Here is a 24,877-nt window from a genome sequence, read left to right as displayed (position 1 = left end):
ACCGGCGGCGGTGCTGCCATGGTCACATCGCACGAAGGAATAGTCAATAAACCTTACAGTTGCCGTCCGGCCCGGAGCTGGGGACAGTTCGGGGATGGATCCCCTGCTGCTGGCCGACGCCACGAGCCCGGCCGACATCCCCGGCGTACGCCTGCTCGGCCTGGTGGTCGGCGGCCTGTTGCTGCTCGCCGCGATCCGCGCGATGTTCCGGCGCTGAGCGCGTCACGGCCCCGCCGCGACGCCGACGGTTCGGCGGCGGCCACCGGGGTACCGCCTGCCTCGTTGGGACGATCAGACGCGGCGAGGGGGAACGATGAGGATCGGCTACTTTCTGTCCACCGAGGAGTACCCGCCGGCCGAGCTGCTGGAACAGGCGCGCGGTGCGGAGCGGGCCGGGTTCGGGTCGCTCTGGATCTCCGACCACTACCACCCGTGGACGGACGCGCAGGGGCAGAGCCCCTTCGTCTGGTCGGTGATCGGTGCGCTCAGCCAGGTCTGCCGGCTCCCGGTCACCACCGCCGTCACCTGCCCGACAGTGCGCATCCACCCGGCCGTCGTCGCGCAGGCGGCGGCCACCAGCGCGGTCATGCACTCCGGCCGGTTCGTGCTCGGGGTGGGCAGCGGCGAGGCGCTCAACGAGCACATCCTCGGCGACGCCTGGCCGCCGACCGACGTCCGGCTGGAGATGCTGGCGGAGGCCGTCGAGGTGATGCGCGAGCTGTGGCGGGGTGGCTTCGTCAACCACCACGGCAGGCACTACACCGTCGAGCACGCCCGGATCTACACGCTGCCGGACACTCCGCCGCCGGTCTACGTCTCGGGTTTCGGCCCCAAGGCGGTCGACCTGGCGGCCCGGATCGGCGACGGCTTCGTCAACACGTCCCCCGACGCCGAACTGGTCCGGCGGTTCCGGGAGGGCGGCGGCGGCGACAAGCCGTGCCAGGCCGGCTTCAAGGCGGCGTACGCGCCGACCGAGGAGGAGGGCGTACGGATCGCGTACGAGCGCTGGCCGAACGCCGGGGTGCCGGGCGAGCTGTCCCAGGTGCTGCCCTCGCCCCGGCACTTCGAGCAGGCCGCCGAGCTGGTCCGGCCGGAGATGATGAAGGACGCCTTCGTCTGCGGGCGGGACGCCGACGCGCACCTGGCGAAGATCGACGAGTACGCCAAGGCCGGCTTCGACGAGGTCTACGTGGCCAACACCGGCCCGAACTGGCAGGGCCTGCTCGACCTCTACCAGCGCGAGGTGCTCCCCCTCGTGCGTTGACCAGCGCCGGGCCCATGTTCCCGCCAGTGGGACTGCCCAGGCCCGGGCATCCCCCGTCAGTGGGGCTGCCCCGGCGCGGCGCAGGTCAAGGTTCGGCGCAGTCGCGCATACCCGACGGGCGTGCCGACGTCTTCGCGCTCGTCGGGGTGGTCGACGTGGTAGCGGATCGCGTCGGTGAGGAACCACGGGTGCACCCGGAGCCAGGTGAGCGCCAGGCGGGGCGCGGTGCGCGAGCCGCGCAGCAGACCACGCCGCTCGACCAACTCGGGACGGGTCACGGTGAGTATCAACCGGTCCCCGTCCCACTGCCGGGCCGGGGTGCCGGGGCACAGCGCCACCCAGGGGATCGTCCGGCGACCGAACGGCTCCCGGATCTCGATCCCCAAAGGGGTGAGGTCGACCCGTGGACTCCCGCTGAACACCGCCGCGACCAACGCCCCGATCAGCAGCGCGGCCACCGCCACCATGACGGCCGGCGGCAGCACCAACGCGTACCGGAGCGGGGCCGACGGGGCGTCGGGGTCGTCCAGCCAGTCGAAGTCCGCCACCGGGACGGTGGCGCTCGTCATCACCAGCACCTGCCCGGCGACGAACCAGCCGAAGCCGGAGACCGGCGGCACCCGAAGCCGGGGCCCGTTCGTCAGTGTCAGCTCGGTCGGCCGCTGCCACGGGTGCCGCGCGGCCAGCGCCGCCAGGCAGAAAGCCAGCAGTGCCAGCCCGAACGGCACCGAGTGCAGCAGCAGGCCAGCCCAGAAGCCGGGTAAATCCCACGTGGTGACCGTGGCTGTCCAGGCCACCGCGATCGCCAAAGCCGCGGCGACGAGCAGCCGGGGAACGCCGATGGCTGTGACACGCGACGCCCGGGTGGGGGCGGTCGGCCCGGGGACGATGGGATGCATGGTCACAGGATGGCCCGCGCCGTCCAGTCACGCCGTCCCGAGCGTCGGGGGCCGGCATCCGTGGCCGGGTGTGGGTCAGCCGGCGGTCGGGGCGATGCCGCGCAACAGGGTGTCGGCCAGGTCGTCGACAGCCTGCTCGGAGAACTCGGGCGGCAGCTGGCCGGCCGGGTCGAGCAGGCGGCTGAGCACCAGGTCGTGGCAGACCCCGACGACCAGCGCGGCGACGGCGTCCACCCGGGCATCCGGGGCGACCCGTCCGAGCTGCTGCTCGGCCCGCAGGTAGTCGACCAGCGTGGAGCGCACCGACGAGCCGTCCGCCGTCGACGGGGCCAGCTCGGCGAAGCGGGCGAGGACCCGGGGCTGGTGCAGCAGGCCGGTGAGGGCCGGCAGGATCGCCGCGTGCAGGGCGAGCGCGCGGGTGAGATGGGTGCGCAGGTTGGCCTCCACCGTGGCGGTGCCCGCCTCCGGCAGCGGCCCGCCACCCGCCGCGGCCGAGCCGACGTGGGCGTGCAGCGCGTACGCGAGCAACTCCTCCTTGTCGGCGAAGTGGTTGTAGAGCACGCCGTCGGCGACACCGGCCTCCCGGGCGATGTCGCGGACGGTCAACCCACCGGTGCCCCGTGCGGCGATGAGCCGTCGCGCCGCGGCGATCAGGTGGTCGCGCAGGCTCTGGTCGCCGCCGCGCAGCGCCGCCGCTCTCCTGGGTGACATCACCCGCATCGTAGAGAACCCGCCGCCGGATCCGCCCGTCAGCCGGCCCGTCGGGCGGTGACCAGCCAGGCGGTGCCACGCAGGCGTACCGCGTCGGGCTGCTGGTGGCGGCGCAGCGCGTCGGTCAACGCGGCGGTGGCCCGCTCGGCGGTCGCCCGGTCCACCTGGTCAAGCCGGTGGCGCAGCGGGCCCCAGCCGGCCAGGAAGTCGGCGGCCTCGACGGCGTCCCGTCCCCAGTTCTGCGACGCCTCGACGGCGACGCAGTCGACGTCGAGGAAACCGGCGTCCGTGAGCACCCGGCGGGCCACCGCGGGATCGGACAGGGACAGCGGACCCGCGACGCCCGTCCCGTCGGTCTCCGGCTGCGGCAGCCGGGCGGCGAACGCGGCGAGCACCGACCCGAGGTCGCCGCGACGGAAGTCGTCCAGGCAGACGAAGGCGAGCCGACCGCCGGCCCGCAGCGCCCGCCCGACGTTGGCAAACGCGGCCACCGGGTCGGCGAAGAACATCACGCCGAACCGGCTCAACGCCACGTCGAACGCCGCGGGCGGGAACGGGTGGACCTGGGCGTCGCCCTGGACGAACCGTACGTCCGGCGGGCCGTCGGCCGCGGCGACGGCCCGCGCCCGTTGCAGCATCGGCGCGGACAGGTCGACGCCGAGGGCGCCGACGCCGCCGCGGCGCGCGGCCAGCCGGGTCAGCTGGCCGTTGCCGCAGCCCACGTCGAGGACCCGGTCACCGGAGCGGACGACGCCCAGCAGTACGTCGTTGAATCCACTGTTCACCGCGTCGTAACGGTCGTGGTGCCGGGCCCAGTGCCGCCCCTCGTAGCCGTTCCACGCCTGCGACTGCTGCTGGTTGACGAGCACCGGCCGGCCTCCGATCGGTTAAATGAACAAACGTTCATGAGCGTGTGTTCATAATGAACTCGACGGCTCTCCCCTGTCAACGGGGCCGGCGTCGCACCGGCACTCCGAGCCACCGGAACCCCCGGTTTCGCCGCTGTACGGGCCGGGTACCTCCGGCTCTCGATGAAACTGTCCACGCACTCGACGACACTGCGCCGCGCGGCCAGGAGCCTCTTCGGCTGGACGGCGCTGCGGCCCCACCAACTGGCCGCCATGCGGGCGGTGATGAAGCGCCGCGACGCCCTGGTGGTGCTGCCCACCGGCGCCGGCAAGTCGGCGATCTACCAGATCCCGGCCAGCCTGATCCCCGGCCCGACCGTGGTCATCTCCCCGCTGCTCGCCCTCCAGCAGGACCAGATCGCGGCGCTCAACGAGCGGCAGCGACCCGAACTGCGCGCGGTGCGGATCAGCTCGAACGAGTCGGCCGCCCAGCAGGCGGAGGCGATCGCCGAGATCCGCGACGGGCGGGCCGAGTTCCTCTTCATCACCCCGGAGCAGCTCGCCAACCCCGCCCGGATGGCCGAGGTGAAGTCGCTGAGGCCGGCGCTGGTGGCGATCGACGAGGCGCACTGCATCTCCGCCTGGGGGCACGACTTCCGCCCCGACTACCTGGCGCTCGGCCACCTCATCGACGGCCTCGGCCGGCCGCCGGTGGTGGCGCTGACCGCCACCGCCTCCCCGCCCGTACGCGACGACATCATCGCCCGGCTGCGGCTGCGCGAGCCCGAGGTGGTGGTCTCCGGGCTGGACCGGCCGAACCTGTTCCTCGAGGTGGCGCACTGCCCGACCGAGGACTACCGGTGGCGGCGGCTGATCGCCCTGCTGCGCGACGACACCCGGCCCGGCATCATCTACGTTCCCACCCGGCGCTCCGCCGAGGAACTGGCGGCCCGGCTCACCGACGCCGGTTTCCCGGCGCAGCACTACCACGGCGGGATGGCGGCCGGTGCCCGCGCCGACCTGCACGAGGCGTTCCTCGCCGACCAGGTGCCGATCATGGTGGCCACCTCGGCCTTCGGCATGGGCATCGACAAACCGAACATCGCCTGGGTGGTGCACATGGCACTGCCGGACTCGCCGGACAGCTACTTCCAGGAGATCGGGCGGGCCGGCCGCAACGGCGACCCGGCCCGGGTGCTGCTGCTGTGGCAGGCCGAGGACGTCGGGCTACAACGGTTCTTCAGCGGCGGCCTGCCGGACCCCGGCGAGCTGCGCGACCTGTCCGCACTGCTGCGCGGGAAGGCGCGCAACAAGAAGGAGCTACGCGAGCTCACCGGCCTCGGCCCGCGCAAACTCGGCCAGTACCTCGCCCTCCTGGAGCAGGTGGGCGCGGCCGAGCCGAGGGCGAAGCAGCGCATCGGCGCCCCCCGCTACTCCCCGACCCCCGTGGACGCCGCCGCGGCGGCACTGGCGGAGGCCGAGCGGCAGCAGGCCGTGACGCGGTCGCGTACGGACATGATGCGGGCCTTCGCCGAGACCACCGCCTGCCGGGGGCAGACGCTGCTGGCCTACTTCGGCGAGCGGATGACCCAGGTCTGCGGGCACTGCGACAACTGCCACGCCGGCACCAGCACCCCCGACGACGGCGCGGTCGGGCCCTTCCCCGTGCACAGCCAGGTCCGGCACCCGGAGTGGGGTCCCGGCCTGGTGCTGAGCTACGAGGAGGACCGGATGACGGTTCTCTTCGACGAGGTGGGGTACAAGACGCTGTCCGTCAGCGTGGTGTCCGAACAGGGCCTGCTGACCCTCGACTAGCCTGAGCCGGGCACCGCTGGCGGGGCCGTGGACGACGATCGACATCAGTGCGGAAAGGGGCGTTGCCGTGATCGAGCAGCCGGCGTACACCGGATTCGGTTTCTCCGACGAGGAGTGGGGGCTGCTGGTCGGCCTGCCGCAGTCGGTGCTGACCGCGGCGAGTGCCGCCGAGTCCGACGGCACCCGGCGCACCAGGGCCGAGAACGCAGCCGGGCTGGAGACCATCGCCGCCGGCCGGGAGTCGGCCAGCCCGCTGGTCGCGGCCGTGGCCGGCGAGATCGTCGCGCAGGTGGGCGACCCGGAGGCCGGCGAGGAACTGCCGGTCATCGCGCCCTCCGAGCCGCGCGCCTACCTGGAGGACGTGCTGGGCCGGGCCAAGCAGGCGGCGACGCTGCTGGCCGCCCGGACGGACGAGGGCGAGGCCGGCGCGTACAAGCACTGGCTGGTGGAGATCGCCGAGCAGGTGGTGGGCGCGGCGTCCAGCGGCGGCATCCTGGGCCTCGGCGGGGACGTCGTCAGCGACTCGGAGCGGCGCTTCCGCGACCGGCTCGCCCAGGTGCTCAATGACTGACGCGACGACCACGACGGCGGCACCGGACGAGGTCCGGTGCCGCCGTCGCGCGTCCCGGCGGAGGCGTGGCCGCGTCCCGGCGGAGGCGTGGCCGGGTGGTGATCGGATGGCGGCGTCGGGCGCGCGGGCGGTCAGGCCACGCGGCGGCGGAACAGCGCGGCGGCCAGCAGCACCGAGACGGCCAGGATGCCGAGGCACCAGGCCACCGCCACGGCCGGCGCGGAGCCCGCCGGGGTGCCCAGCAGCAGGGCCCGCAGCGTCTCGATGACGGGCGTGACCGGCTGGTGGTCGGCGAAGCCGCGGATCCAGCTCGGCATCGTCTCCACCGGCACGAACGCGCTGCTGGGGTAGGGCAGGAACATCACCATGAAGGTGAAGCCGTTGGCGGCCTCCGGCGTGCGGGCCAGCAGGCCGAACGCCGCCGACAGCCAGGACACGGCGAGCAGGAAGAGCAGCAGCACCCCGAACGCGGCCAGCCAGCGCAGCGGGGCCACGGCCGGGCGGAAGCCGATGGCGACGGCGACGGCCAGCACCAGCACGGTGGAGACGGTGTTGCGGACGAGGCTGGCGGCGACGTGCCCGCCGAGGATCGCGGTGGCGCTGACGTCCATCGTGCGGAACCGCTCGACGATCCCGTTGGTCAGGTCGGTGGTCACGCTGACGGCGGTGCCTGCCGCGCCGAAGCCGGCGCAGAGCAGCAGCACGCCGGGCACGACGTAGGTGACGTACCGGGTGCCGGTGTCGATCGCGCCGCCGAAGAGGTAGACGAAGAGCAGCATCAGGATCACCGGCAGCAGCAGCGAGGTGAGCAGCGCGTCGACGTTGCGCCGGGACAGCCGCAGGCAGCGCGCCACCATGACGAGGGCCTCGCCGGCACGGGACGGTCGCAGGGTCAGCTCAGACACCGGCCACCTCCCGGCGGCCGGCCACCGGGTCGCCGGTGAGGGTGAGGAAGACGTCGTCCAGGGTCGCCTCGCGCACGGTGAAGCGGGCGAGCCCCCGCCGGTCGGGGTCGACCTCGTCGAGCAGGTCGCGGACCTCCGGCGCGCCGCCGTCGGTGGCCACCGCCAGCTCCAGCCGGGCCGGCTCCCGGTGCGTGACCCGGTCGCCGAGCCGACGCGCCGCCTCGGCGAAGCTCTGCGCGTCACGCAGCGTCAGCTCCAGCCGGTGGGCGCCGAACCGACGCTTGAGCTCGCTCGCGCTCCCCTCGGCGGCCAGCCGCCCCCGGTGCAGCATGGCGATCCGGTCGGCGAGCCGGTCGGCCTCCTCCAGGTACTGCGTGGTGAGCAGCACCGTCACCCCACGGCCGGCCAGCTCGGCGACCACCTCCCACAGGCCCTGCCGGCTGCGCGGGTCGAGGCCGGTGGTCGGCTCGTCGAGGAAGATCACGGACGGCTCGCCGACCAGGCTGGCCGCGAGGTCGAGGCGGCGGCGCATCCCGCCGGAGTAGGTCACCACCTGCCGCCCGCCGGCGCCGACCAGGTCGAAGCGCTCCACCAGCTCGGCGGCACGTCGCCGGGCGGCGGCCGGGGCCAGCCCGGCCAGCCGCGCCATCATGTGCAGGTTCTCCGTGCCGGTCTGCTGGTCGTCGAGCGCCGCGTGCTGGCCGGCGAGGCTGATCGCCCGCCGTACCCGGCGCCGGTCGCGGACCACGTCGTGGCCGTCCACCCGGGCCACGCCCCCGTCGGGCGTGGCGAGCGTGGCCAGGATCCGCACGGTCGTGGTCTTGCCGGCTCCGTTGGGGCCGAGCAGGGCGTACACGCTGCCCCGGGTCACCCGCATGGTCAGGCCGTCGAGCACCGCCACCGGGCCGTAGGACTTGCGTAGGTCGACGGTCTCCACCGCCAGGGCTGTCGCCTCCATCACCCTTACCCTCCGTGTTCTGCGTATTGCATACGCTATTCTGCGTGCACCATACGCAGAAGATAGGATGGCGGTCAACACCGGGAGGTGAGGATGAGCGACGCCGACGTCGAACTGCCGGAGAGCATCGAGCTCGCCTGGGGTCTGCGGGAACGGCCCGGCAAGGGGCCCCGGCGCAGCCTCACCATGGAGCAGGTGGTGGCCGCCGGCATCCGGGTCGCCGAGGGCGACGGGCTGCCGGCGGTGTCGATGAGCCGGGTGGCCGGCGAACTGGGCGTGGCCACCATGTCGCTCTACCGCTACGTCTCCGCCAAGAGCGACCTGCTCGAACTGATGGCCGACACCGCGTACGGCGACCCGCCGGCGCCACGCGGCCCGGACGAGGGCTGGCGGCCGGCACTCGCCCGCTGGGCACTGGCCAACGTGACGGCGATCCACCGCCACCCGTGGATCCGGCAGGTCCCGGTCAGCGGCCCGCCGATGGGCCCCAACGGGGTCCGCTGGATGGAGGCGGGGCTGGCCGCCCTGCGCGGCACCGCCCTGCGGGGCACCGAACGGCTCTCGGCCATCCTGCTGGTCAGCGGGTACGCCCGGTACTGGGCCACGCTCACCGCCGACATGACCGAGGCGGCGGCACGCGAGCAGCTCAGCCCGGAGGACGTCGGCATGCGGTACTGGCAGCAGCTCGCCCGGCTGACCCGGCACGGCCCCTACCCCGCGATCCGGGAGCTCCTGGCCGAGGGCGCCGAGGGCGGGGACGACGAGGAGTTCGAGGCGGAGTGGCGCTTCGGCCTCGACCGGATCCTCGACGGTGTCGAAACGCTGATCCGCAGCCGCGCGGCGGCGGACTGAGCCGGGCAGCGCCCCGCGCCGTCCTGCCTCGTCGCCGCCCGTTGCCGGAAAACGCCGTGGAGAGCTGGCCGGCCACCATGGACAATGGCCACCGGAACGATCGGGGGCGGAGGGCGCGGATGCTGTTGCGGACCACCGTCGACACCGAGCAGGTGCCTGCGGCCGAACGCTTCGGGATGTGGCTCGACCTGGTGGCGCGTACGGCGTCGCCGCTGCGGATCCGCAGCGAGCATGCGCACGACTTCGCCGCCCGGGCGGAGATCATCGCACTCGGCCCGATCCAGGTGGTCAACTACCGGTACCCGTCGCTGGAGGGCGTCCGGGCGCCGCGGCATGGACGCGAGTCGGCCCCCGAGATCTACACGCTGGCGCTCACCGTCGACGGCGACGGCGCGGCCAGCCAGGCCGGTCGGAGCAGCGTGCTGGGGCCCGAGGAGTTCATCTTCTACGACGGGTCGCGTCCGCACGGGGTCCGGCACCTCGGCGACGACCATGGCCGCGAGCCGGCCCGCTCCGTCGTGGCGCTCATCCCGCACGCCGCGCTGCCGCTGCCGCCGGACCGGCTGGCGCCCCTGCTCGGCGGACGGATGTCGGGCACCGAGGGGATCGGCGCCCTGCTGGCCCAGTTCCTCCTCCAGATCGCCCACCATCCCGAGCAGTACCACGCCACCGATGCCGCCCGGCTCGGCAACGTCGGGCTCGACCTGGCGTCCACCATGCTCGGCCGGCACCTGGCGGCCGAGGACGCGGTGCCGACCGAGGCCCGCCGGCGCGCGCTCGTCACCCAGGTACGGGCGTACATCCAGCGGCACCTCGGGGACGCCACGCTGAGCCCGCAGGTGGTGGCGGACGCGCACCACGTCTCGCTGCGTACCCTGCACCGGCTCTTCGAGGCCGAGGAGTCGACGGCCGCGTCGTACATCCGTGAGCTACGGCTGGCGCGGTGCCGGCACGACCTCGCCGACCCGGGCCTGCGCGGCCAGCCGATCCAGGCGATCGCGGCCCGCTGGGGCTTCCCCGACAAGGCGCACTTCAGCCGGGTCTTCCGCAAGGCGCACGGCGTCGGGCCGCAGACCTGGCGGGCCGGCCAGCAGGACGGGAACGGCACGCAAAGTCAACCCGACGGCGTCCACGGTCAACCCTGACGGGGCAGACTGACACCGCAGCGGCCCGATCCCTCTCCCGCCAGCGGCGCCGTCGGGATCGGACCGCGAACGGGGGCCGTGGCGAGCGCCCGCCGCCCGCGGCGGCGGTGGGCGGCGCCCGGTGACCACCCCGGCCTCCCAGGGCCCGGCCCGGTCAGCGATCGACGCGGGGGTTGACTCAGGCGTCCTCGAGCAGTTCGAGCACGATCCGTTCGGCCTTCTCCCGGGGCGTTCCCGGGTCCACCGGGGCCACCGTGCCGTCGTGGAAGAGGTCGACCACCCGCGGGTCGACATAGGACGTGCGGGCCACCGTGGGAGTGTTGCCGAGCAGCTCCCCGACCGCGCGCATCACGCCCGCGACCGCCCGCTTGCGGGCCGTGGCCGAACGCGGCGACCCCGCCGTCGCCAGCCCGGTCGCCGCCAGCACCGTCGCGTGCCAGGTCCGGAAGTCCTTCGCCGTCATCTCCCCGCCGCTGGCGTCGCGCAGGTACTCGTTGACCTCGTCGCTGCGCACGTCGCGCCAGTCCTCGCCGTCCCGGTAGCCGAACAGCCGGTCGGCCGCCCGCCGCTGGCGGCGCAGGTTGACCAGGACCCGGCACAGCTCCGGGTCATCGATGCGGCGCACCTGCTCGACGCCGCCCTTCGCGGGGAACTCGAACACCACGCAGCCGCCCCGGGACCGGGCGTGCTCGGGGCGCAGGGTGGACACCCCGAACGTCGGGTCGTCGCCGGCCGCGTACTGGTCGCTGCCGACGCGGAACATCCCCATGTCCAGCAGCCGGGTCACCGTCGCCAACACCCGGTCGCGGTGCAACCCACGGCCGGACAGGTCCCGCCCGACCCGCTCGCGCAACACCGGCAACCGGCGGGCCACCTCCAGCACGTGGTCGAACTTCGCCTCGTCACGCTTCTCGCGCCACTTCGGGTGGTAGAGGTACTGCTTACGCCCGGCCGCGTCGACGCCGGTGGCCTGGATGTGTCCGTTCGGGTGGGGACAGATCCACACGTCCCGCCAGGCGGGCGGGATCACCAGCTCGCGCAGCCGGCCGAGCTGGTCGGGGTCGCGGACCGCCTGCCCGGACGGGTCGAGGAACAGCCAACCCCGGCCGCGCCGGCGTCGCCCGTACCCCGGCCTGCCCGGGTCGCTACGCCGCAACCGCACCGGAGACCCGCACCGCCCGTTCCGCCTCGTCCACGGCGGCCAGCACCTCGTCGATGCCAATGGCCGCCAACGCCGGATGGGTTCCTACCCCTTCCCACCTGGCCATCTGCCGTGCGCCCGCCCACAGCGCCCGGTGCCGGGGACGATCCGGCGGCGGTCCCCACTCCGCCGGGGAGACCGGGCCGAAGAGCACCACCGACGCCGTGCGGTAGCCGGTCGCCAGGTGCGCCACGCCCGTGTCCCCGCTGACCACCAGTCGGGCGTACGCCACCAGCGCCGCCAGCCCGCCCAGGTCCGTCCGGCCGGCCAGCACCGCGTCGGCGGGCAGGCCCGCGGCGTCCGCGATCCGCTGGGCCGTCGCCCGCTCGTCGGGGCTGCCGGTCAGCACCACCCGGTGCCCCCCGGCGGCCAGGTTCCGGGCCAACGCGGCGAACCGTCCGGGCGGCCAGCGCTTCGCCGGGACCTTCGAGCCCGGATGCAGCACGGTCACGCCGGTCGGGACGCCGCCGGGGGCGGGGCGCCGCAGGCCCAGGTCGGTGCGGTCGGCGGGGATGCCGTACCAGTCGAGGAGCCGGCACCAGCGGTCGACCTCGTGTTCGTCGGCGTGCCAGTCGGGGCCGTCGTGGTGGCCAGCCTCCGGGCTGGCGTAGGCGAACAGCCGGCCGGGGCGGGTGCGGGCGAGCAGCCGGTGGGATTCGGGGCCACGGCCGTGCAGGTTGACGGCGACGTGTGGCGCCCGCACGGCCGGGTGGGGTCGACCGAGCCCGTCGGTGGGCACCAGCCGGTCGACGCCGCCGACCAGGTCGACCAGGGGCGCCAGCCAACCGGGTGCCGCGAGGACGAGTTCCCGGTCGGGATGGGCGGCCCGCAGGGCGCGCAGGGCCGGCGTGACCGTCGCCAGGTCGCCGACGCCGAGGGCGCGCAGGGCGAGGATCACGGGTAGGAGGTTTCCTGGTCGGCGCAGACGACCATCTCGCGGACGGCGCAGCCGGCGGGTTGGGACAGCGCGAACATGACGGCGGCGGCGGTGTCGGCGGGGTCGTTGAGGACGGCGTCGGGCCCGGGCCGGTACGCGGCGTCGCGGTCGTCGAAGAAGGCCGTGCGCATACCGCCGGGCACGAGGAGGGTGACGCCGACCCTGCCGGCGAGTTCGGCGGCGAGGGCACGGGTGAACCCGACGACCCCGAACTTCGCGGCACAGTACGCGGTCGCGTCGGCGACCGCCTTGATCCCCAGCGTGGAGGCGACGGTGACGATGCTTCCCCGGGAGGTCTCCAGGAAGGGCAGGGCGGCCCGGACCACAGCCGCCGTGGCGAGCAGGTCGACCGTCACGATCCGGTCCCAGGTCTCGCCGGGGATGTCCGCCAGCTTCCCCGGCACATCCATGCCGGCCGCGGTCACCACCGCGTCCAGCCCGCCCGACCGTTCGGCGAGTTGCCGGGTGGCCGCCTCGGCGGCGCGGGTGTCGGCCAGGTCGCACTCCACCCACGGCACCCCGTCGGCGGGCGCCTGCCGGTCCAGCACCAGCGGCCGGCCGCCCGCCCGGGCCACGGCCGTGACCACGGCGGCACCCAGGCCGCTCGATCCTCCGGTGACCAGGACCGTCCGCCCCACCCCGGGCGGCCCGCCGCTCATCGGGCGTCCTCCGCCGCGCCCGGCCCCCCGAGAAGGGGCCGGCCGGCCCGCGCCCGTGCCGGCTCGCCGGGACCCGCCGACGCGACGCCGGGCGCGGGGCCGGGTGGCGGACAGGCCGGTGGCACCGTGTCGGTGAGCGGCGACCCGACCGCCGTACCGGCCGACGAACGGGCGGCGGCGATGAGCCCGGTGGTGGAGCGGCCGTCCAGGTACGGCACCACCACGGTGTTCCCGCCCCACCGGCTGAGGACCTCCGCCTCGGGCAGGGCGGGTTCGCCGCCGTCTCCGGCGTAGTCGCCGCCCTTCACCCAGACGTCCGGCCGCAGCCACGACAGCGCCGCGTGCGGGGTGGACTCGTCGAAGATCACGACCGCGTCGACGCAGCTCAGCGCCGCGAGCAGCCGGGCCCGGTCGCCCTGCGGGATCACCGGCCGGTCCGGGCCCTTCAACCCCGCCACGCTCGCGTCGGAGTTCAGGCACACCACCAGGCAGTCGCCGAGCTGCCGGGCGGCCTGCAACGTCGCCACGTGCCCGGCGTGCAGCAGGTCGAAGCAGCCGCCGGTGGCCACGACCGTGCCGCCGGACGCGCGTACCGCCGACACCGCGCCGGAGGCCGCGGCCACCCCGACGCGCTCGCCGCCGGGGCCGGAGACCACCGACGGCAGCGGACGCACCGGCCGGGGCAGCGCCGTCGCCACTCCCCCGCCGGCCACGTACGCCGACGCCTCGGCCACCGCCTCCTGCACCGCCTCGGAGACCAGCGCTCCCCGTGCCAGGGCGAGGCTGGCGGTGGCGGCGAACCGGTCCCCCGCGCCGCAGGTGTCCCCCTCGGCGGTGGCCGGGGCAGGCACCACCATCGGGGTCGCACCGGCGTGGCAGAGCAGCGCGCCGTCCCCGCCCAGCGTCACCGCGACCGCACCGGCGCGCCAGCGCTGGCGCAGCCCCTGCGCCCCCCGGGAGGCCGCCGCCAGCCGGGTCGCCCCCGGCGCGACCGGGAACAGCTCCCGCACCTCGGACTCGTTGGGCGTCACGAGGTGCGCCCCCGGCACCGCCGCCGGTCCCCGCGGATGCGGATCCCAGACCACCGGCGCCCGGGTCGCGGCGAGGGCCGCCCGCAGCGCCGGCTGCCGGGCCACGCCCCGGCCGTAGTCGCTGACCAGCACGGCGGAGGCGCTGGCGATCACCCGCAGCACCGCCTCGGACGGCTCGCCCGGCGTACCGGCCGCCCCGCCCCGGTCGTGACGCAGCAGCACCCGGCCCCGGGCGCGCAGGCGGACCTTCTCCGGCGTGCCGCCGCACAGCCCGAGGGGATACACCTGCACCCCGGCGTCGGTGAGCAACGAACTGAGCCGGGCGCCCCCCGCGTCGTCCGCCAACGCGGTCACCAGCACCACGTCGACACCCCGCCCGGCGGCGAAGACCGCGGCCAGCCCGGCGCCGCCGGGCCGGTCCACGTGCGCCGTCTCGTCCAGCACCGGCACGGGCGAGTCCGGGCAGAGCCGGTTCACCACCCCCTCGACGTCCCGGTCCAGCAGGGTGTCACCGACCACCACGACGGGTCCCCTCACGCTTCCCTCCTCATCACGCCTGGACCTGCTGACCTGCACCGCCGTCGAGCACCACCTCGACCCCGGTCCGTACGGGCGCCCCCGGCACGGCGAGCGCCCCCGGCAGGGCCCGCTCGACGTACTCGCAGAGGAGGTGGCTCGTCACGAGATGGAGTTCCTGGACGACCTGGCTGTCGGGTGAGTCGACGGACAGGACGTCGTGGCACAGGTCCGCCAGGGGGTTGGGGGTGGGCCCGGTCAGTGCCCAGCAGGTGAGTCCGCTGCCACGGCCGGCCCGGGCCGCGGTGAGCAGGTTGGCGCTGGTGCCGCTGGTCGACAGCAGCAGCAGGACGTCGCCGTCGCGGCCGTGGGCGCGTACCTGGCGGGCGAAGACCTCGTCGTATCCGTAGTCGTTGCCGATGGCGGTCATCGCGGAGGTCTCGGCGTGCAGGGCGATGGCGGACAGGGGCTGGCGGTCGTCGCGGAGCTTCCCGACGAGTTCGGCGGTGAGATGCTGGGCCTCGGCGGCGCTCCCGCCGTTGCCGGCCACCAGCAGCCGGCCGCCGTCGACCAGCCGGCGCGCGAGGGCCTCCCCCCACCGGGCCAGCAGCGTCTCGTGCCGCCGGTACGGCACCAGCGCCGCCGCCAGGTTCGTCAGGTGTGTGTCGAGCGGCGTGGTCGCCGCCATCAGGCCACCACCCGGGTGGGCCGGCGGACCGCCGCCACGTCGCCGTAGACCTCCACCAGCCGTTCCGCGGTGGCCGCCCACGAGTACCGCCGCCGGGCCCGTTCCCGCGCCGCCGTCGCGTACGCGAAACGGCGGATCCGGTCGTCGAGCAGCCGCTGGATCGCGGTGCCCAGCGCACGCGGGTCCCGGGCCGGCACCAGGTCTCCGGTGACACCCCCGACCACCGTGTCCTTGATCCCGCCGACGGCGGTGCCCACCACGGGCACGCCGCACGCCATCGCCTCCAGGGGGGTGAGCCCGAACGGCTCGTACCAGGGGGCGGCCACGAGGACGTCCGCCGAGCGGTACCAGCGACCCATCTCCTCGCGGGGCACCGCCCCGACCAGCCGCACCCGGTCGGCCACCCCGCAGGTGACCGCGAGGGCGCGCAGCCGGCGGGCGTACGGGTCGGTCTCCAGCAGTCCGGCGGGCGGGCCGCCGACCACCACGCACTCGGCCTCGGGCACGTACGCCATCGCGCGGACGACGGTCTGGAAGCCCTTCCGTTCGACCAGCCGGCCGACGGTCAGGATCCGCGGCCGGTCGTCCTCCCGTTCGGCCGCCGGCCCCAGCGGGGCGAACGTGCCCAGGTTGACGCCGGACGGGACGACCGTCATCCGGGACCGGGGCACCCCCATCCGGACCAGCTCGCCGACCTCGTCCCGGCACTGGGCGATGACGCGGTCGACGGCACGGCCCAGTTCCCGCTCGTAGCCGATCCGGCGGGCCGGGCTGGTGTCCTGCACGCCCTGGTGCCGCCGCTTGACCACCCCGAGCGCGTGGTACGTCTGTACGACCGGGACCCCGGTCTGCCGGCTGGCGGCCAGCGCGGCGAGGCCGCTCATCCAGAAGTGCGCGTGGATCACCTCGGGCATCCAGTCGCCGCCCCGCCACCGGTCGACAAGCCAGCGGCTGAACTCCTTCATGTGCGGCAGCAGGGCGTCCTTGGCGACCGGCTCGGCCGGCCCCGCCGGCACGTGCACCACGTCGTAGCCGTCCGGGCTGCGTACCGTCACCGGCAGGTCCACGGCGTCGCGGCGCGTGTAGACCCGCACCTCGTGTCCGGCGGCCGCGAGGGCGGCGGAGAGCTCGGCGACATGCGTGTTCTGACCGCCGGCGTCCTCGCCGCCCAGGATGGCGAGCGGACTGGCGTGCTCCGAGATCATCGCGATGCGCATACTTCCTCCTCCAGCAGCCGGTCCCAGTCGGCGAGGAAACGGTCGAGGCCGTAGCGGTCCCGGGCGGCGGCGCGGGCCTGCGCCCCCGCCAGGTGTGCCTGCGCCGGCTCGTCGACGAACCGACGGGCGGCGTCGAGCAGGGTGTCGAGCCGGGTGGACAGCGCTCCCGCGCCGGGTGGCACCGCCATCGCCGCCTCGGTGGTGGCCAGCGCGACCACCGGCATCCCGATGGACATCGCCTCGATCAGGCTCAGCCCCAGCGAGGTCCACCGGCACAGGTGCAGGTACGCCCGCCGCCGCCCCAGCTCCGCGTGCATCCGGTGCTGGGGGACGTCGTCGTGGCTGGTGAGCCGGTCGGGCGGCAGACCCAGGTGCTCGGCCAGCCCGGCCACCTTCATGCCGAAGACGTCCAGCGGGGCGATCTCGGCGAACCGGGGCAGCAGGTCGGTGCCGGTGACCCGCCAGCGGCGTACCGGCTCGTTGATCACCACCGCGAGCCGTTCGAGTTCGCCGGTGTACTCCGCGGCGGGGGTGACGATGCCGTGGTCGACCACGGTGGTGCGGGTGGCGCCGGTGTCCCAGAACAGCTCGTTGAACCCGGTGACGTGGGCGATGAGCAGGTCGTCCCGGTCGGCCATGGGGTGCCGGCTGTGCGGGACCTCGCCGTCCTTGGGGGTGTTGTGCTCGACGTAGACGGCGGGAAGGTCACGGCCGGGCCGGCGACCGAGCCACTGCTCGGCGAGGTCGACCTCCTCGGGGCGTTGCAGCACCACCAGGTCGACGTCGGCGGTACGCAGCTGCTCGGGGGTCACCTCGACGGCGGTGTCGGGCCACGGGTAGGTGCGGGCCCGGCCGAGGCCGTAAGGCCCACGGTCCGGGGTGACGGGCACCAGGTACCGGTGCTTACCGTGCACGAACGACGTGGTCCAGGAGCCGTGCACGTGCCAGAGCAGCAGGTTCATCAGCCGCTCCCGCCGATGCTGGCCCCCGCCGGCACGCCGGTTCCCCGGCTGACCGCGGGTGGCTCCGGCCGGACCGGTGGGGTCACCCCGAGCAGCCGCAGCGCGTCGAGGACCTGCCCGGGTTCGATGCCGCTGAGGCAGGGGTGGCCGGGCACCGGGCAGCGCGCGACCCGGGTGTCCCGGCAGGGCGCCTCCGGGTCGCCGAGCCGCACCGTGGGCACCCGCCACGGCCCCCACTGTCCGAACGGGACGGTGGGGGCGAACAGGCTGACCACCGGCACCCCGTGGGCGGCGGCGAGGTGGGCGGGGCCGGTGTTGCCGACCACGACCGCGCCGGCGCCGGCGACCGTCGCGGCGAGCCCGGCCAGAGAGGTCCGCCCGCCGAGGTCGACGGCGACGTCGCCGGCCACCTCGGCGGTCAGCTCCCGCTCGCCGGGGTCGCCGGTGACCACCACCCGGTGGCCGGCGGCGGCCAGTGCGCGGGCGATCCGCGCGGCCAGCTCCGGCGGGCAGCCCCGGGCCTGCGCCGCCGAGCCGGGGTGCAGCACCACGTAGCCCGGCGCGCCGACCTCCGGCGGAGGTGCCGGCGCCGGGCGCAGGCGCAGGGCGGGACCGTCGTGGGCGGCGAGGGTGAAACCGGCGGCGGCGGCGAGCGACAGCGCGCGTTCCGGTTCGGGTACGCCGGCCGGCACGCGGTGCCGGACGTCGAGCAGGCTGCCCGGGTAGTCGTCGCTGATGGCGCTGACGCGGCGCACCCCGGCCAGGCGCAGCAGCAGGGCCAGGGGCAGGGGCGACTGGTGGAAGCTGGTGAAGACGACCGCCTCGTCGGCGCCCACGGCGGCGAGGCGGTCGGCGAGCTGACGCATGTCGGCGGGGTCGACGGGGTCGGGTGCGGGGTCGATCCAGGGCAGCCGGTGTTCGATGATCTCGTCGACGCCGGGCAGGAGTTCCGCCGCGGCGCGTCCCCGGGGTCCACACAGCAGCACCACCCGCTCGGCGGCGGCGGCGACCGCGCGGATGCCGGGCCCGGTGACCAGGACGTCCCCGGCCGAGTCGGCACGCACCACCAGCACCGTCCCCACCTGCCGGGCGGGGCCGCCGTCGGCGTGCCGGTGGCTGGCCGGGTCGACCGCCGCCCGGCGGCGCAGGATCTCCGCGACCGCCGCCGGCAGGTCGGGGGCCACCTGCGGCGCGGCTGCCACCTCCTGCGGTCGGGTCACCGGCGTGGGCACCAGGATCCCCGAGGCTCCGGCGGCGAGCGCCGCGGTCATGTCCCGGCCGATGTCTCCCACCAGCACGCACCGCGCCGGCACCGTGCCCAGTTCCCGTGCCGCCGCGTGCACCAGCCCCGGCGCCGGCTTGCGGCACCCACATCCGTCGCCGTCGTCGTGTGGACACACCAGCCAGGCGTCGAACCGCCCCAGCAACTGCTCGACGCGGGCGTGCACCGCCCGCATCCGCTCCTCGGTGAACAGCCCCCTGGCCAGGCCGGACTGGTTCGTCACCACCGCCAGCCGCAGGCCCGCCGCCCGCAAGCGGTCCAGGGCGGCCCGGGCCCCCGGCACCGCCCGCACCTTCTCGGGATCGCCGTTGTACGGCACGTCCTCGATCAGCGTGCCGTCCCGGTCCAACAGCACCGCGTCGAACAGGACCGGCCCGGAAACGGTCACGCCAGCGCCGGCAAAAACCCGGGCTGACCTGCGCTGATCCGGCTCCACCTGGTCCTGTCGCACAGCCGGCGGGTTCCCGGCGCCCGGGGGAGTAAACGTCATCTTCGACGCGCCCGACGCGTCGTACGCCGGCGGCGTCGACACGCCGGCCCGCAGGTGGCGATACCCGTCGCCCGGGAGAAGCTAACCGCCGGATCGTTAACCCCGGTCGCGCCGGGGGTACGGGAGGTCGATGGCGATCGTGGAGAAGGTGATCGAGGCGCTCCCGGAGCAGGTCTGGGCGGTGCTGGCGGACGGCTGGACGTACAGCGACTGGGTCGTCGGCACGGTGCACGTCCGCGACGTGGACGACGCCTGGCCCCGGGTCGGCAGCCGGCTGCACCACAAGGCCGGGCCGTGGCCGGTCTCCCTGCACGACTGCTCGACGGTGCTGGCCTGCGAGCCGCCCCACCGGTTGGTCATCCGCGCCGGGCTCTGGCCGGCCGGGGAGGCCGTCGTGGTCTTCACCCTCGAACCGGGCGGCGCGGGCGCGACCCGGGTACGCCTCGGCGAGGACTTCGCCGCCGGCCCGCTGCGCAGGGTGCGCAACAAGCTCAACGACCTGGTGCTGCACCAGCGCAACAAGGAGACGCTGTCCCGGCTGGCCGACATCGCCACGCGGCAGAAGGCGGGCGGCTGACCGTGGGGTTCGGCCGGGGTCGAGCCGGAGTTCGCCCCTGGCCACGGTGGAAGACGGGGCGGTAGGGGTGGCCTTTTCGACCCGGATGTGGCAACTGGCTACGCTCTGAGGGAGCCCTGTCCGCCGACCGAGGATGTCCGACATGATCGAACCCGTGCAGTTGCCCGTGCCGTGGCGGGACGCACGCCTGACCGTCGTGGTTCCCACCTACAACGAGGCGGGCAACCTCCCGGTGCTGGTCGAGCGTCTGCTGGCGCTGCCGCTGCCGGGCCTGAAGATCCTGGTCGCCGACGACAACTCGCCGGACGGCACGGGTGAGGTGGCGGACAAGCTGGCCATCGAGCACCCCGACCGGGTCGAGGTCGTGCACCGGGCCGGCAAGGAGGGTCTCGGCCGGGCGTACGTGGACGGCATGGGGCGTGCCCTCGACGGCGGCGCGGAGTACGTGGCGCAGATGGACGCCGACCTGTCACACCCGCCGGAGGCGCTGCCGGGCATGCTCGGCGCGCTCCTGTCGACCCAGGCCGGTGTGGTGATCGGCTCCCGTTACGTGCCGGGCGGCGAGCTGGACGAGAACTGGCCGCTCTACCGGCGGGCGCTCAGCGGCTGGGCCAACCTCTACGTGCACACGCTGCTGCGGGTCCGGATCCGCGACCTCACGGCCGGCTTCAAGATCTGGCAGGCGGACGCGCTGCACGACATCGGCCTCGAGCGGGTGCAGTCCAACGGCTACAGCTTCCAGGTGGAGATGCACTACCTGGCCACCAAGCTGGGGCACACCATCCTGGAGGTGCCGATCCGCTTCGAGGAGCGGCGCGACGGCGCGTCCAAGATGACCACCGCGACCAAGGTCGAGAGCGCGCTGATGCCGTTCAAGCTGCGCAGCAAGCACCGCCACATCGGCACCTGAGCCGCCCTACGCGGCACCGTCCTTCCCGCCCCGCCTGCCTGCTCCATCGTGCCTGCCCTGCTCTGTCCGGGCCACCCTGCCCTGTCCCGCCCGCACTGTTCTGTCCCGCCCGTCCTGCCGGCCCTGTCGGCGCGATCGCCAGCGGCGACCGGCGGGCCGGTGGGTTGGTGGGTTGGTGGGTTGGTGGGTTGGTGGGGCGCGCCCCGTGGGTCGGGCCGGGCGTTTGCGGCCTCCCTACCAGGCAGAGCACCGGATCCCTCGACCCCACGACTACGCAGCGCTACCTCACTCCGGGTAACTGGCGGCTCGGGACAGGGATTGACTCGGTCCGCCCTTTGCTCTGCAGCCACCGACGCACCAGTTCGCTGACCTGGGGATGGGCCGGCGGCAACCTGACGACCCTGCTCGCGCACGATCACCCACAGCAACCGTTGCGTATATGGATGCAGAGCAAAGGGCGGAGCAGGTGACCCGTCCTCGCCGCCGCCAGATCACGCTGCGTGAACAATCTTGTCCGCGTCGACCGGCCCGCCGGAACACGTCCGCCGGTCCAGGCAGCAAGACACGTCCGCCGGCCCAGGCGGGAAGACCTCGTCCGCCTGGCTGAGCCGCCCGGCGGGCGACAGTCGTCGGGGTCGGACTGGTCGCGCGGGCCGTGCCGTGGCGCAGGCCGTACCGGCGAGGTGGAGGTTCAGCCGTAGACCGCGGCGTGCGCGGCGTCGATCCCCGCCGCGTACAGCGGGCCGGTGAGGGCGCGGTCGCGGGCCAGGGCGGCGCGGGCGGCGTTCGCGCCGGGAGCGCCGTGCACCCCGCCGCCCGGATGCGCCGACGCGCTGGCCAGGAAGAGCCGGTCCACGGGGGTGTCCGCGCGGCCCAGGCCAGGGATCGGGCGCAGGAACAGCTGCTGGTACGCGGCGGCGGTGCCGCCGCCGAGCGCGCCGCCGACCAGGCTCGGGTCGCCCGCCTCCAGGTCGGCCGGCCCGGCCACGTGCCGTCCCACGACCAGGCTGCGGAAGCCCGGCGCGGCCTCCTCCAGCACTCCCTCCATCCGCTCGACGTGTGCGGCGATCTCCTCGGCCCGCCACTGCCGGCGGAACGGCAGGTGGGTGTACGACCAGAGCGACTCCGTGCCCGGCGGCGAGTGGCTCGGGTCAGCCACCGACATCTGCCCCACCAGCAGGAACGGGTCGCGGGGGATCTCCCGACGGGCCAGCGCGGCGGCGTAGCTGGTGAGCCCGTCCAGGTCCGCGCCCAGGTGCACGGTGCCGGCGGTGGCGACCGCCGGGTTGGTCCACGGCACGGGGGCCGACAGCGCCCAGTCCACCTTCAGCGTCGAGCCGTCCCAGCGGAAGTGCGCCAGGTCCTCCACCAGCTTCGGCGGCAGCGCCGCCGCGCCGACCAGGTCCAGGTAGAGGGCGGGGGCGGGGACGTCGGCGAGCACCGCCCGGCGGGCCCGCCAGAGGGCGCCACCGGCGGTACGCACGCCCATCGCCCGGCCGCGGGCGGTCAGCACCCGGTCGACCCGGGCACCGTAGAGGATCCGGCCGCCCCGCTCGGTCAGCCGGGCCACCAGCGCGTCGGTGATCTTCTGTGCGCCGCCGTCGGGCACCGGCCAGCCGACCTGCTGGCCGAGCATGGCGAGCAGCCAGCCGTACACGCCCGAGCCCGCCTCCTCGGGCGACAGGTCGGTGTGCAGGGCGCAGCCGGCCAGCAACGCCGGGCCCCCCTGGCCGTCGAAGAGTTCGTCGCCGAGCTTGCGCGCCGGCAACACCAGCCGCCGGGCCAGCCGCAGCGCCCCGGACACGCGCAGCCGGCGCAGCAGGCCCAGGCCCGCACGCACCGGCGGGAACGGCGTGGTGATGATCTCCAGCATCAGCTCGGCCACCTGACGCCAGTCGTCGTACGCGTGCAGCCAGCGCTCGCCGTCTCCCGGCGCGAACGTCTCCAGCGAGGCCGCGGTGGTCTCCGGGTCGCGGTGGAGCACCGCCGCCCGCCCGTCGGGCAGCAGGTGGGCCAGGACGTCCGGGGCGTGCCGCCAGCGCAGCCCGTAACGGTCGAGCCGCAGCCCTCGCAGCACCGGCGAGGCGTAACCGAGGGGGTAGAAGGAGCTGTAGAGGTCGCTCAGGTAGCCGGGGGCGGTCACCTCGGCGGAACGCACGGCCCCGCCCGGCGTGGCCGTCGCCTCCAACACCAGCACGTCCCAGCCGGCGTCGACCAGCAGGTTGGCGGCGACCAGACCGTTGTGGCCGGCTCCGACGACGACGGCGTCCGCGCTCTCCGCGCCGGTCGAACCCATCGGACCCGCCTACCCGGCCAGCAACCGGGCGAAACGCGTTTGCCGCGCCGGGACCGGGGCATGCACTGCCATGTACACGGTTGCGCAGCTCATAGGCGGAGTGTGGGGCGCGGGCGGCGAAGGCGGCGAGCTGGTCGTACACGATCCGGCCGACGGATCCCCGGTCAGCTCGGTGCCCGTGGCCACCGCGGACGAGGTCGGCAAGGCCGTCGAGGCGGCGCGCGGCGTCGCGGCGGAGTGGGCGGCGACCGCCCCCGCGGAACGCGCGGCGGCCCTGCACCGGGCGGCGGACGCCGTGGCGGCGGCGGCAGACGACCTGGCCCGGGCGACGACGTCCGAGATGGGCAAGCCCCTCGCGGACGCCAGGGGCGGCGTGGAGGCGGGAATCGGCACGCTGCGACAGTACGCGGAACTCGCCCCGGTGCGCGGCGGGCGGACCCTGCACGGGGGCACCCACGCCCTCGACTTCATGGTGCCGCAGCCGCGCGGCGTGGTCGCCGCGATCACCCCGTGGAACGATCCCGTGGCGATCTCCTGCGGGCTGCTCGGGGCTGCCCTCGTCACCGGCAACGTGGTCCTCCACAAGCCGAGCGAGCGCACCCCGGCGACCGGCTGGCTGCTCGCGAAGGCACTCGACTCCGCGTTGCCCGCCGGGGTGCTGTCGCTGCTGACCGGGGGGCCCGAGGTGGGCGCGGCGCTGGCCGCGCAGGAGGTGGACGTGGTCGCCCACGTCGGATCCACCGGCACCGGGCGGGCCATCGCCGCCGCGGCGGCGCGGACCGGGGCGAAGATGCTGCTGGAGAACGGCGGCAGCGACCCGCTCGTCGTGGACGGCGACGTCGATCCCGTGTGGGCGGCCGGGCAGGCGGCCGTCGGCGCGTTCGCCAACGCGGGGCAGATCTGCGTCGCGGTGGAGCGGATCTACGTGCACCGGGACGTCGCGGAGGACTTCGCGGAGTCACTGGTGGAGCGGGCCGAGCAGCTGCGGGTGGGTCCGGGCGGCGACCCGCGCACCGAGCTGGGGCCGCTGGTGGACCGGCGGCACCGCGACCACGTGCACGGGCAGGTGACCGCGGCGGTGGCGGAGGGCGCCCGGATCCGCACCGGCGGCACGCTGCCCGACGGTCCGGGGGCCTTCTATCCGGCGACCGTGCTGACCGACTGCCGCCACGACATGACGGTGGTACGCGAGGAGACGTTCGGCCCGGTCGCCTCGATCGTCACCGTCGACTCGTTCTCCGAGGCGCTGCGGTGCGCCGCCGACTCCCCGTACGGGCTGGCCGCGACGGTGCTGACCGGGTCGATGAGCCACGCCCAGCGCGCCTGGCGGGAGCTGCCGGTGGGCACCGTGAAGGTCAACGCGGTGTTCGGCGGAGCGCCGGGGGGCGCCGCGCATCCGCGCCGGGGCAGCGGGCACGGCTTCGGCTACGGGCCGGAACTGCTCGACGAGTTCACCGCGACGAAGGCGGTGCACATCGAGGCGCCCGGCGGTGGGCACTGGTGACACACGCGCAGAGGCTGCCCGCGAGCGGACAGCCTCTGCGTCGCGTACCCGATGACGGGCGTCGCGTACCCGATGACGGGCTCAGCGACCGCGGGCCTTGGCGGTCTGGCGGTTGTTCGCCTTCTCGATGGCCTTGACCAGTTCCGGCTTCGTCATCGACGAACGGCCGGGTACGTCCAGTTTGCGGGCCACCTTCATCAGGTGGTCCTTGGTGGCGTTGGCGTCCACCCCGCCGGCGGTGGGCGCGCGGCGCTCCGGTCCGCCGCCGGCCGCCTGGCGGTCGCTCGGCCCCTTGCGGCCCTTCGGCTCCCAGTGGTCGCCCACCTTCTCGAACTCGTGCTTCACGGCGGCGAAGGCGGTGCGGTGCGCCCGCTCCCCCTCGCCGTACGTCTCCACGGCCGAGTCGTGCGTCTTCTCCCACGTGCGCTGCGCCTTCTCCGGGGAGCGTCGCAGCGTGCTGGGCAGTACCTCGCGCCCGGGCATCTCGTCCTCCTCCGCGTCGATGGGTTCCACTTGACCGTTCCCCCGCCACCGCGAGGCAAACCGGGGGCCGAGTTTGTCGTTTTCCGTCCGGGGGTACCGGCGGGGCCAGGCGAAGCCGGATGCACCCGGTCATCCGGCGGCCGGGGCACAGGGAGC

At 74.9% G+C, this 24,877-nt stretch carries 23 protein-coding genes and 1 pseudogene; 9 read left to right on the top strand and 15 right to left on the bottom strand.

Translation table 11 applies throughout. The annotated features are described in order from the left end of the window. Positions 1-94: 94 nt before the first annotated feature. Positions 95-217 (top strand): hypothetical protein, encoded by a 123-nt coding sequence (locus AB0D32_RS08220; RefSeq protein WP_255474757.1) that lies wholly within the window; start codon positions 95-97, stop codon positions 215-217. A 96-nt stretch (positions 218-313) separates the two neighbouring features. Further along, a complete protein-coding gene (locus AB0D32_RS08215) occupies positions 314-1,264 on the top strand; it encodes a TIGR03557 family F420-dependent LLM class oxidoreductase (protein WP_357086378.1) in 951 nt (316 codons plus the stop codon). Between the two features lie 56 nt (positions 1,265-1,320). Here the strand turns inward: AB0D32_RS08215 and AB0D32_RS08210 are convergent, their stop codons facing one another. From AB0D32_RS08210 to AB0D32_RS08200, 3 genes are all read right to left on the bottom strand, one after another. After that, positions 1,321-2,163 (bottom strand): hypothetical protein, encoded by an 843-nt coding sequence (locus AB0D32_RS08210; protein WP_357086376.1) that lies wholly within the window; start codon positions 2,161-2,163, stop codon positions 1,321-1,323. A gap of 75 nt (positions 2,164-2,238) precedes the next feature. Continuing rightward, a complete protein-coding gene (locus AB0D32_RS08205; protein ID WP_357086374.1) occupies positions 2,239-2,874 on the bottom strand; it encodes a helix-turn-helix domain-containing protein in 636 nt (211 codons plus the stop codon). A 38-nt stretch (positions 2,875-2,912) separates the two neighbouring features. Then, complete coding sequence (locus tag AB0D32_RS08200) at positions 2,913-3,743, bottom strand: class I SAM-dependent methyltransferase (protein WP_357086372.1); 831 nt, start codon at positions 3,741-3,743, stop codon at positions 2,913-2,915. Between the two features lie 162 nt (positions 3,744-3,905). Here AB0D32_RS08200 and AB0D32_RS08195 point away from each other — a divergent pair, with 162 nt between their 5' ends. Both AB0D32_RS08195 and AB0D32_RS08190 read left to right on the top strand, forming a co-directional pair. Then, the gene (locus AB0D32_RS08195) at positions 3,906-5,537 is read left to right on the top strand and encodes a RecQ family ATP-dependent DNA helicase (RefSeq protein WP_357086370.1); all 1,632 of its coding nucleotides are present in this window, start codon (positions 3,906-3,908) and stop codon (positions 5,535-5,537) included. Between the two features lie 67 nt (positions 5,538-5,604). After that, the gene (locus tag AB0D32_RS08190; RefSeq protein ID WP_357086368.1) at positions 5,605-6,108 is read left to right on the top strand and encodes a hypothetical protein; all 504 of its coding nucleotides are present in this window, start codon (positions 5,605-5,607) and stop codon (positions 6,106-6,108) included. 131 nt (positions 6,109-6,239) lie between these two features. Here AB0D32_RS08190 and AB0D32_RS08185 read toward each other — a convergent pair whose 3' ends face one another. Beyond that, positions 6,240-7,013, bottom strand: coding sequence for an ABC transporter permease (locus AB0D32_RS08185; RefSeq protein ID WP_357086366.1), 774 nt, complete (start codon positions 7,011-7,013; stop codon positions 6,240-6,242). After that, positions 7,006-7,971: an ATP-binding cassette domain-containing protein gene (locus AB0D32_RS08180; RefSeq protein ID WP_357086364.1), complete on the bottom strand. Its 966-nt coding sequence runs from the start codon at positions 7,969-7,971 to the stop codon at positions 7,006-7,008. The genes AB0D32_RS08185 and AB0D32_RS08180 overlap by 8 nt, the downstream gene beginning before the upstream one ends. A gap of 93 nt (positions 7,972-8,064) precedes the next feature. On the opposite strand from AB0D32_RS08180, the gene AB0D32_RS08175 reads away from it, so the two are divergent. Continuing rightward, positions 8,065-8,823, top strand: coding sequence for a TetR/AcrR family transcriptional regulator C-terminal domain-containing protein (locus AB0D32_RS08175; RefSeq protein WP_357086362.1), 759 nt, complete (start codon positions 8,065-8,067; stop codon positions 8,821-8,823). Positions 8,824-8,942: 119 nt separating this feature from the next. Then, positions 8,943-9,968: a helix-turn-helix domain-containing protein gene (locus AB0D32_RS08170; RefSeq protein ID WP_357086360.1), complete on the top strand. Its 1,026-nt coding sequence runs from the start codon at positions 8,943-8,945 to the stop codon at positions 9,966-9,968. A 178-nt stretch (positions 9,969-10,146) separates the two neighbouring features. On the opposite strand, the gene AB0D32_RS08165 is transcribed toward AB0D32_RS08170, so the two are convergent. The 8 genes and pseudogenes from AB0D32_RS08165 to AB0D32_RS08130 form a co-directional block, all read right to left on the bottom strand. Beyond that, positions 10,147-11,130: a DNA topoisomerase IB gene (locus tag AB0D32_RS08165; RefSeq protein WP_357086358.1), complete on the bottom strand. Its 984-nt coding sequence runs from the start codon at positions 11,128-11,130 to the stop codon at positions 10,147-10,149. Next, positions 11,114-12,067 carry a glycosyltransferase family 9 protein gene (locus tag AB0D32_RS08160; RefSeq protein WP_357086356.1) on the bottom strand — a complete coding sequence of 318 codons (954 nt, stop codon included), beginning with the start codon at positions 12,065-12,067 and terminating at the stop codon, positions 11,114-11,116. Before AB0D32_RS08160 ends, AB0D32_RS08165 begins: the two co-directional genes overlap by 17 nt. Continuing rightward, on the bottom strand, positions 12,064-12,765 hold the full coding sequence (locus tag AB0D32_RS08155) for an SDR family oxidoreductase (protein WP_357086354.1): 702 nt from the start codon (positions 12,763-12,765) through the stop codon (positions 12,064-12,066). Before AB0D32_RS08155 ends, AB0D32_RS08160 begins: the two co-directional genes overlap by 4 nt. Before the next feature lie 170 nt (positions 12,766-12,935). Next, positions 12,936-14,333: pseudogene (locus AB0D32_RS08150) on the bottom strand (PfkB family carbohydrate kinase); the annotation flags it as partial. 13 nt (positions 14,334-14,346) lie between these two features. Then, a complete protein-coding gene (locus AB0D32_RS08145) occupies positions 14,347-15,003 on the bottom strand; it encodes an SIS domain-containing protein (RefSeq protein WP_357086559.1) in 657 nt (218 codons plus the stop codon). Further along, on the bottom strand, positions 15,000-16,217 hold the full coding sequence (locus AB0D32_RS08140; protein WP_357086352.1) for a glycosyltransferase: 1,218 nt from the start codon (positions 16,215-16,217) through the stop codon (positions 15,000-15,002). The genes AB0D32_RS08145 and AB0D32_RS08140 overlap by 4 nt, the downstream gene beginning before the upstream one ends. After that, the gene (locus AB0D32_RS08135; RefSeq protein WP_357086350.1) at positions 16,202-17,179 is read right to left on the bottom strand and encodes a glycosyltransferase; all 978 of its coding nucleotides are present in this window, start codon (positions 17,177-17,179) and stop codon (positions 16,202-16,204) included. Before AB0D32_RS08135 ends, AB0D32_RS08140 begins: the two co-directional genes overlap by 16 nt. Next, positions 17,179-18,816, bottom strand: coding sequence for an HAD-IIIA family hydrolase (locus AB0D32_RS08130; protein ID WP_357086557.1), 1,638 nt, complete (start codon positions 18,814-18,816; stop codon positions 17,179-17,181). The genes AB0D32_RS08135 and AB0D32_RS08130 overlap by 1 nt, the downstream gene beginning before the upstream one ends. 265 nt (positions 18,817-19,081) lie before the next feature. On the opposite strand from AB0D32_RS08130, the gene AB0D32_RS08125 reads away from it, so the two are divergent. Both AB0D32_RS08125 and AB0D32_RS08120 read left to right on the top strand, forming a co-directional pair. Then, a complete protein-coding gene (locus tag AB0D32_RS08125; RefSeq protein ID WP_357086348.1) occupies positions 19,082-19,528 on the top strand; it encodes an SRPBCC family protein in 447 nt (148 codons plus the stop codon). A gap of 142 nt (positions 19,529-19,670) precedes the next feature. Continuing rightward, positions 19,671-20,438 (top strand): polyprenol monophosphomannose synthase, encoded by a 768-nt coding sequence (locus AB0D32_RS08120; RefSeq protein WP_357086346.1) that lies wholly within the window; start codon positions 19,671-19,673, stop codon positions 20,436-20,438. A gap of 691 nt (positions 20,439-21,129) precedes the next feature. On the opposite strand, the gene AB0D32_RS08115 is transcribed toward AB0D32_RS08120, so the two are convergent. Continuing rightward, positions 21,130-22,734 carry an NAD(P)/FAD-dependent oxidoreductase gene (locus tag AB0D32_RS08115; protein ID WP_357086344.1) on the bottom strand — a complete coding sequence of 535 codons (1,605 nt, stop codon included), beginning with the start codon at positions 22,732-22,734 and terminating at the stop codon, positions 21,130-21,132. A 70-nt stretch (positions 22,735-22,804) separates the two neighbouring features. Between AB0D32_RS08115 and AB0D32_RS08110 the strand changes: the two genes are divergently transcribed. Continuing rightward, a complete protein-coding gene (locus AB0D32_RS08110) occupies positions 22,805-24,238 on the top strand; it encodes an aldehyde dehydrogenase family protein (protein ID WP_357086342.1) in 1,434 nt (477 codons plus the stop codon). Positions 24,239-24,319: 81 nt separating this feature from the next. Here the strand turns inward: AB0D32_RS08110 and AB0D32_RS08105 are convergent, their stop codons facing one another. Continuing rightward, on the bottom strand, positions 24,320-24,721 hold the full coding sequence (locus AB0D32_RS08105) for a ChaB family protein (RefSeq protein ID WP_357086555.1): 402 nt from the start codon (positions 24,719-24,721) through the stop codon (positions 24,320-24,322). Positions 24,722-24,877: the final 156 nt, after the last annotated feature.

Source organism: Micromonospora sp. NPDC048170 (assembly GCF_040652795.1).
Classification (GTDB): Bacteria; Actinomycetota; Actinomycetes; order Mycobacteriales; family Micromonosporaceae; genus Micromonospora.
Note: the sequence above shows the minus strand (reverse complement) of the source record. Positions and strands in the feature narration are given on the sequence as shown.

Bases quoted from the DNA above. Each gene is read 5' to 3' on its own strand.
- AB0D32_RS08110 (WP_357086342.1), top strand. From the start codon at position 22,805: ATGTACACGGTTGCGCAGCTCATAGGCGGAGTGTGGGGCGCGGGCGGC.
- AB0D32_RS08205 (WP_357086374.1), bottom strand. From the start codon at position 2,874: ATGTCACCCAGGAGAGCGGCGGCGCTGCGCGGCGGCGACCAGAGCCTG.
- AB0D32_RS08195 (WP_357086370.1), top strand. From the start codon at position 3,906: ATGAAACTGTCCACGCACTCGACGACACTGCGCCGCGCGGCCAGGAGC.
- AB0D32_RS08220 (WP_255474757.1), top strand. From the start codon at position 95: ATGGATCCCCTGCTGCTGGCCGACGCCACGAGCCCGGCCGACATCCCC.
- AB0D32_RS08215 (WP_357086378.1), top strand. From the start codon at position 314: ATGAGGATCGGCTACTTTCTGTCCACCGAGGAGTACCCGCCGGCCGAG.
- AB0D32_RS08135 (WP_357086350.1), bottom strand. From the start codon at position 17,179: ATGAACCTGCTGCTCTGGCACGTGCACGGCTCCTGGACCACGTCGTTC.
- AB0D32_RS08175 (WP_357086362.1), top strand. From the start codon at position 8,065: ATGAGCGACGCCGACGTCGAACTGCCGGAGAGCATCGAGCTCGCCTGG.
- AB0D32_RS08140 (WP_357086352.1), bottom strand. From the start codon at position 16,217: ATGCGCATCGCGATGATCTCGGAGCACGCCAGTCCGCTCGCCATCCTG.
- AB0D32_RS08105 (WP_357086555.1), bottom strand. From the start codon at position 24,721: ATGCCCGGGCGCGAGGTACTGCCCAGCACGCTGCGACGCTCCCCGGAG.
- AB0D32_RS08170 (WP_357086360.1), top strand. From the start codon at position 8,943: ATGCTGTTGCGGACCACCGTCGACACCGAGCAGGTGCCTGCGGCCGAA.
- AB0D32_RS08180 (WP_357086364.1), bottom strand. From the start codon at position 7,971: ATGGAGGCGACAGCCCTGGCGGTGGAGACCGTCGACCTACGCAAGTCC.
- AB0D32_RS08125 (WP_357086348.1), top strand. From the start codon at position 19,082: ATGGCGATCGTGGAGAAGGTGATCGAGGCGCTCCCGGAGCAGGTCTGG.
- AB0D32_RS08210 (WP_357086376.1), bottom strand. From the start codon at position 2,163: ATGCATCCCATCGTCCCCGGGCCGACCGCCCCCACCCGGGCGTCGCGT.
- AB0D32_RS08120 (WP_357086346.1), top strand. From the start codon at position 19,671: ATGATCGAACCCGTGCAGTTGCCCGTGCCGTGGCGGGACGCACGCCTG.
- AB0D32_RS08115 (WP_357086344.1), bottom strand. From the start codon at position 22,734: ATGGGTTCGACCGGCGCGGAGAGCGCGGACGCCGTCGTCGTCGGAGCC.
- AB0D32_RS08155 (WP_357086354.1), bottom strand. From the start codon at position 12,765: ATGAGCGGCGGGCCGCCCGGGGTGGGGCGGACGGTCCTGGTCACCGGA.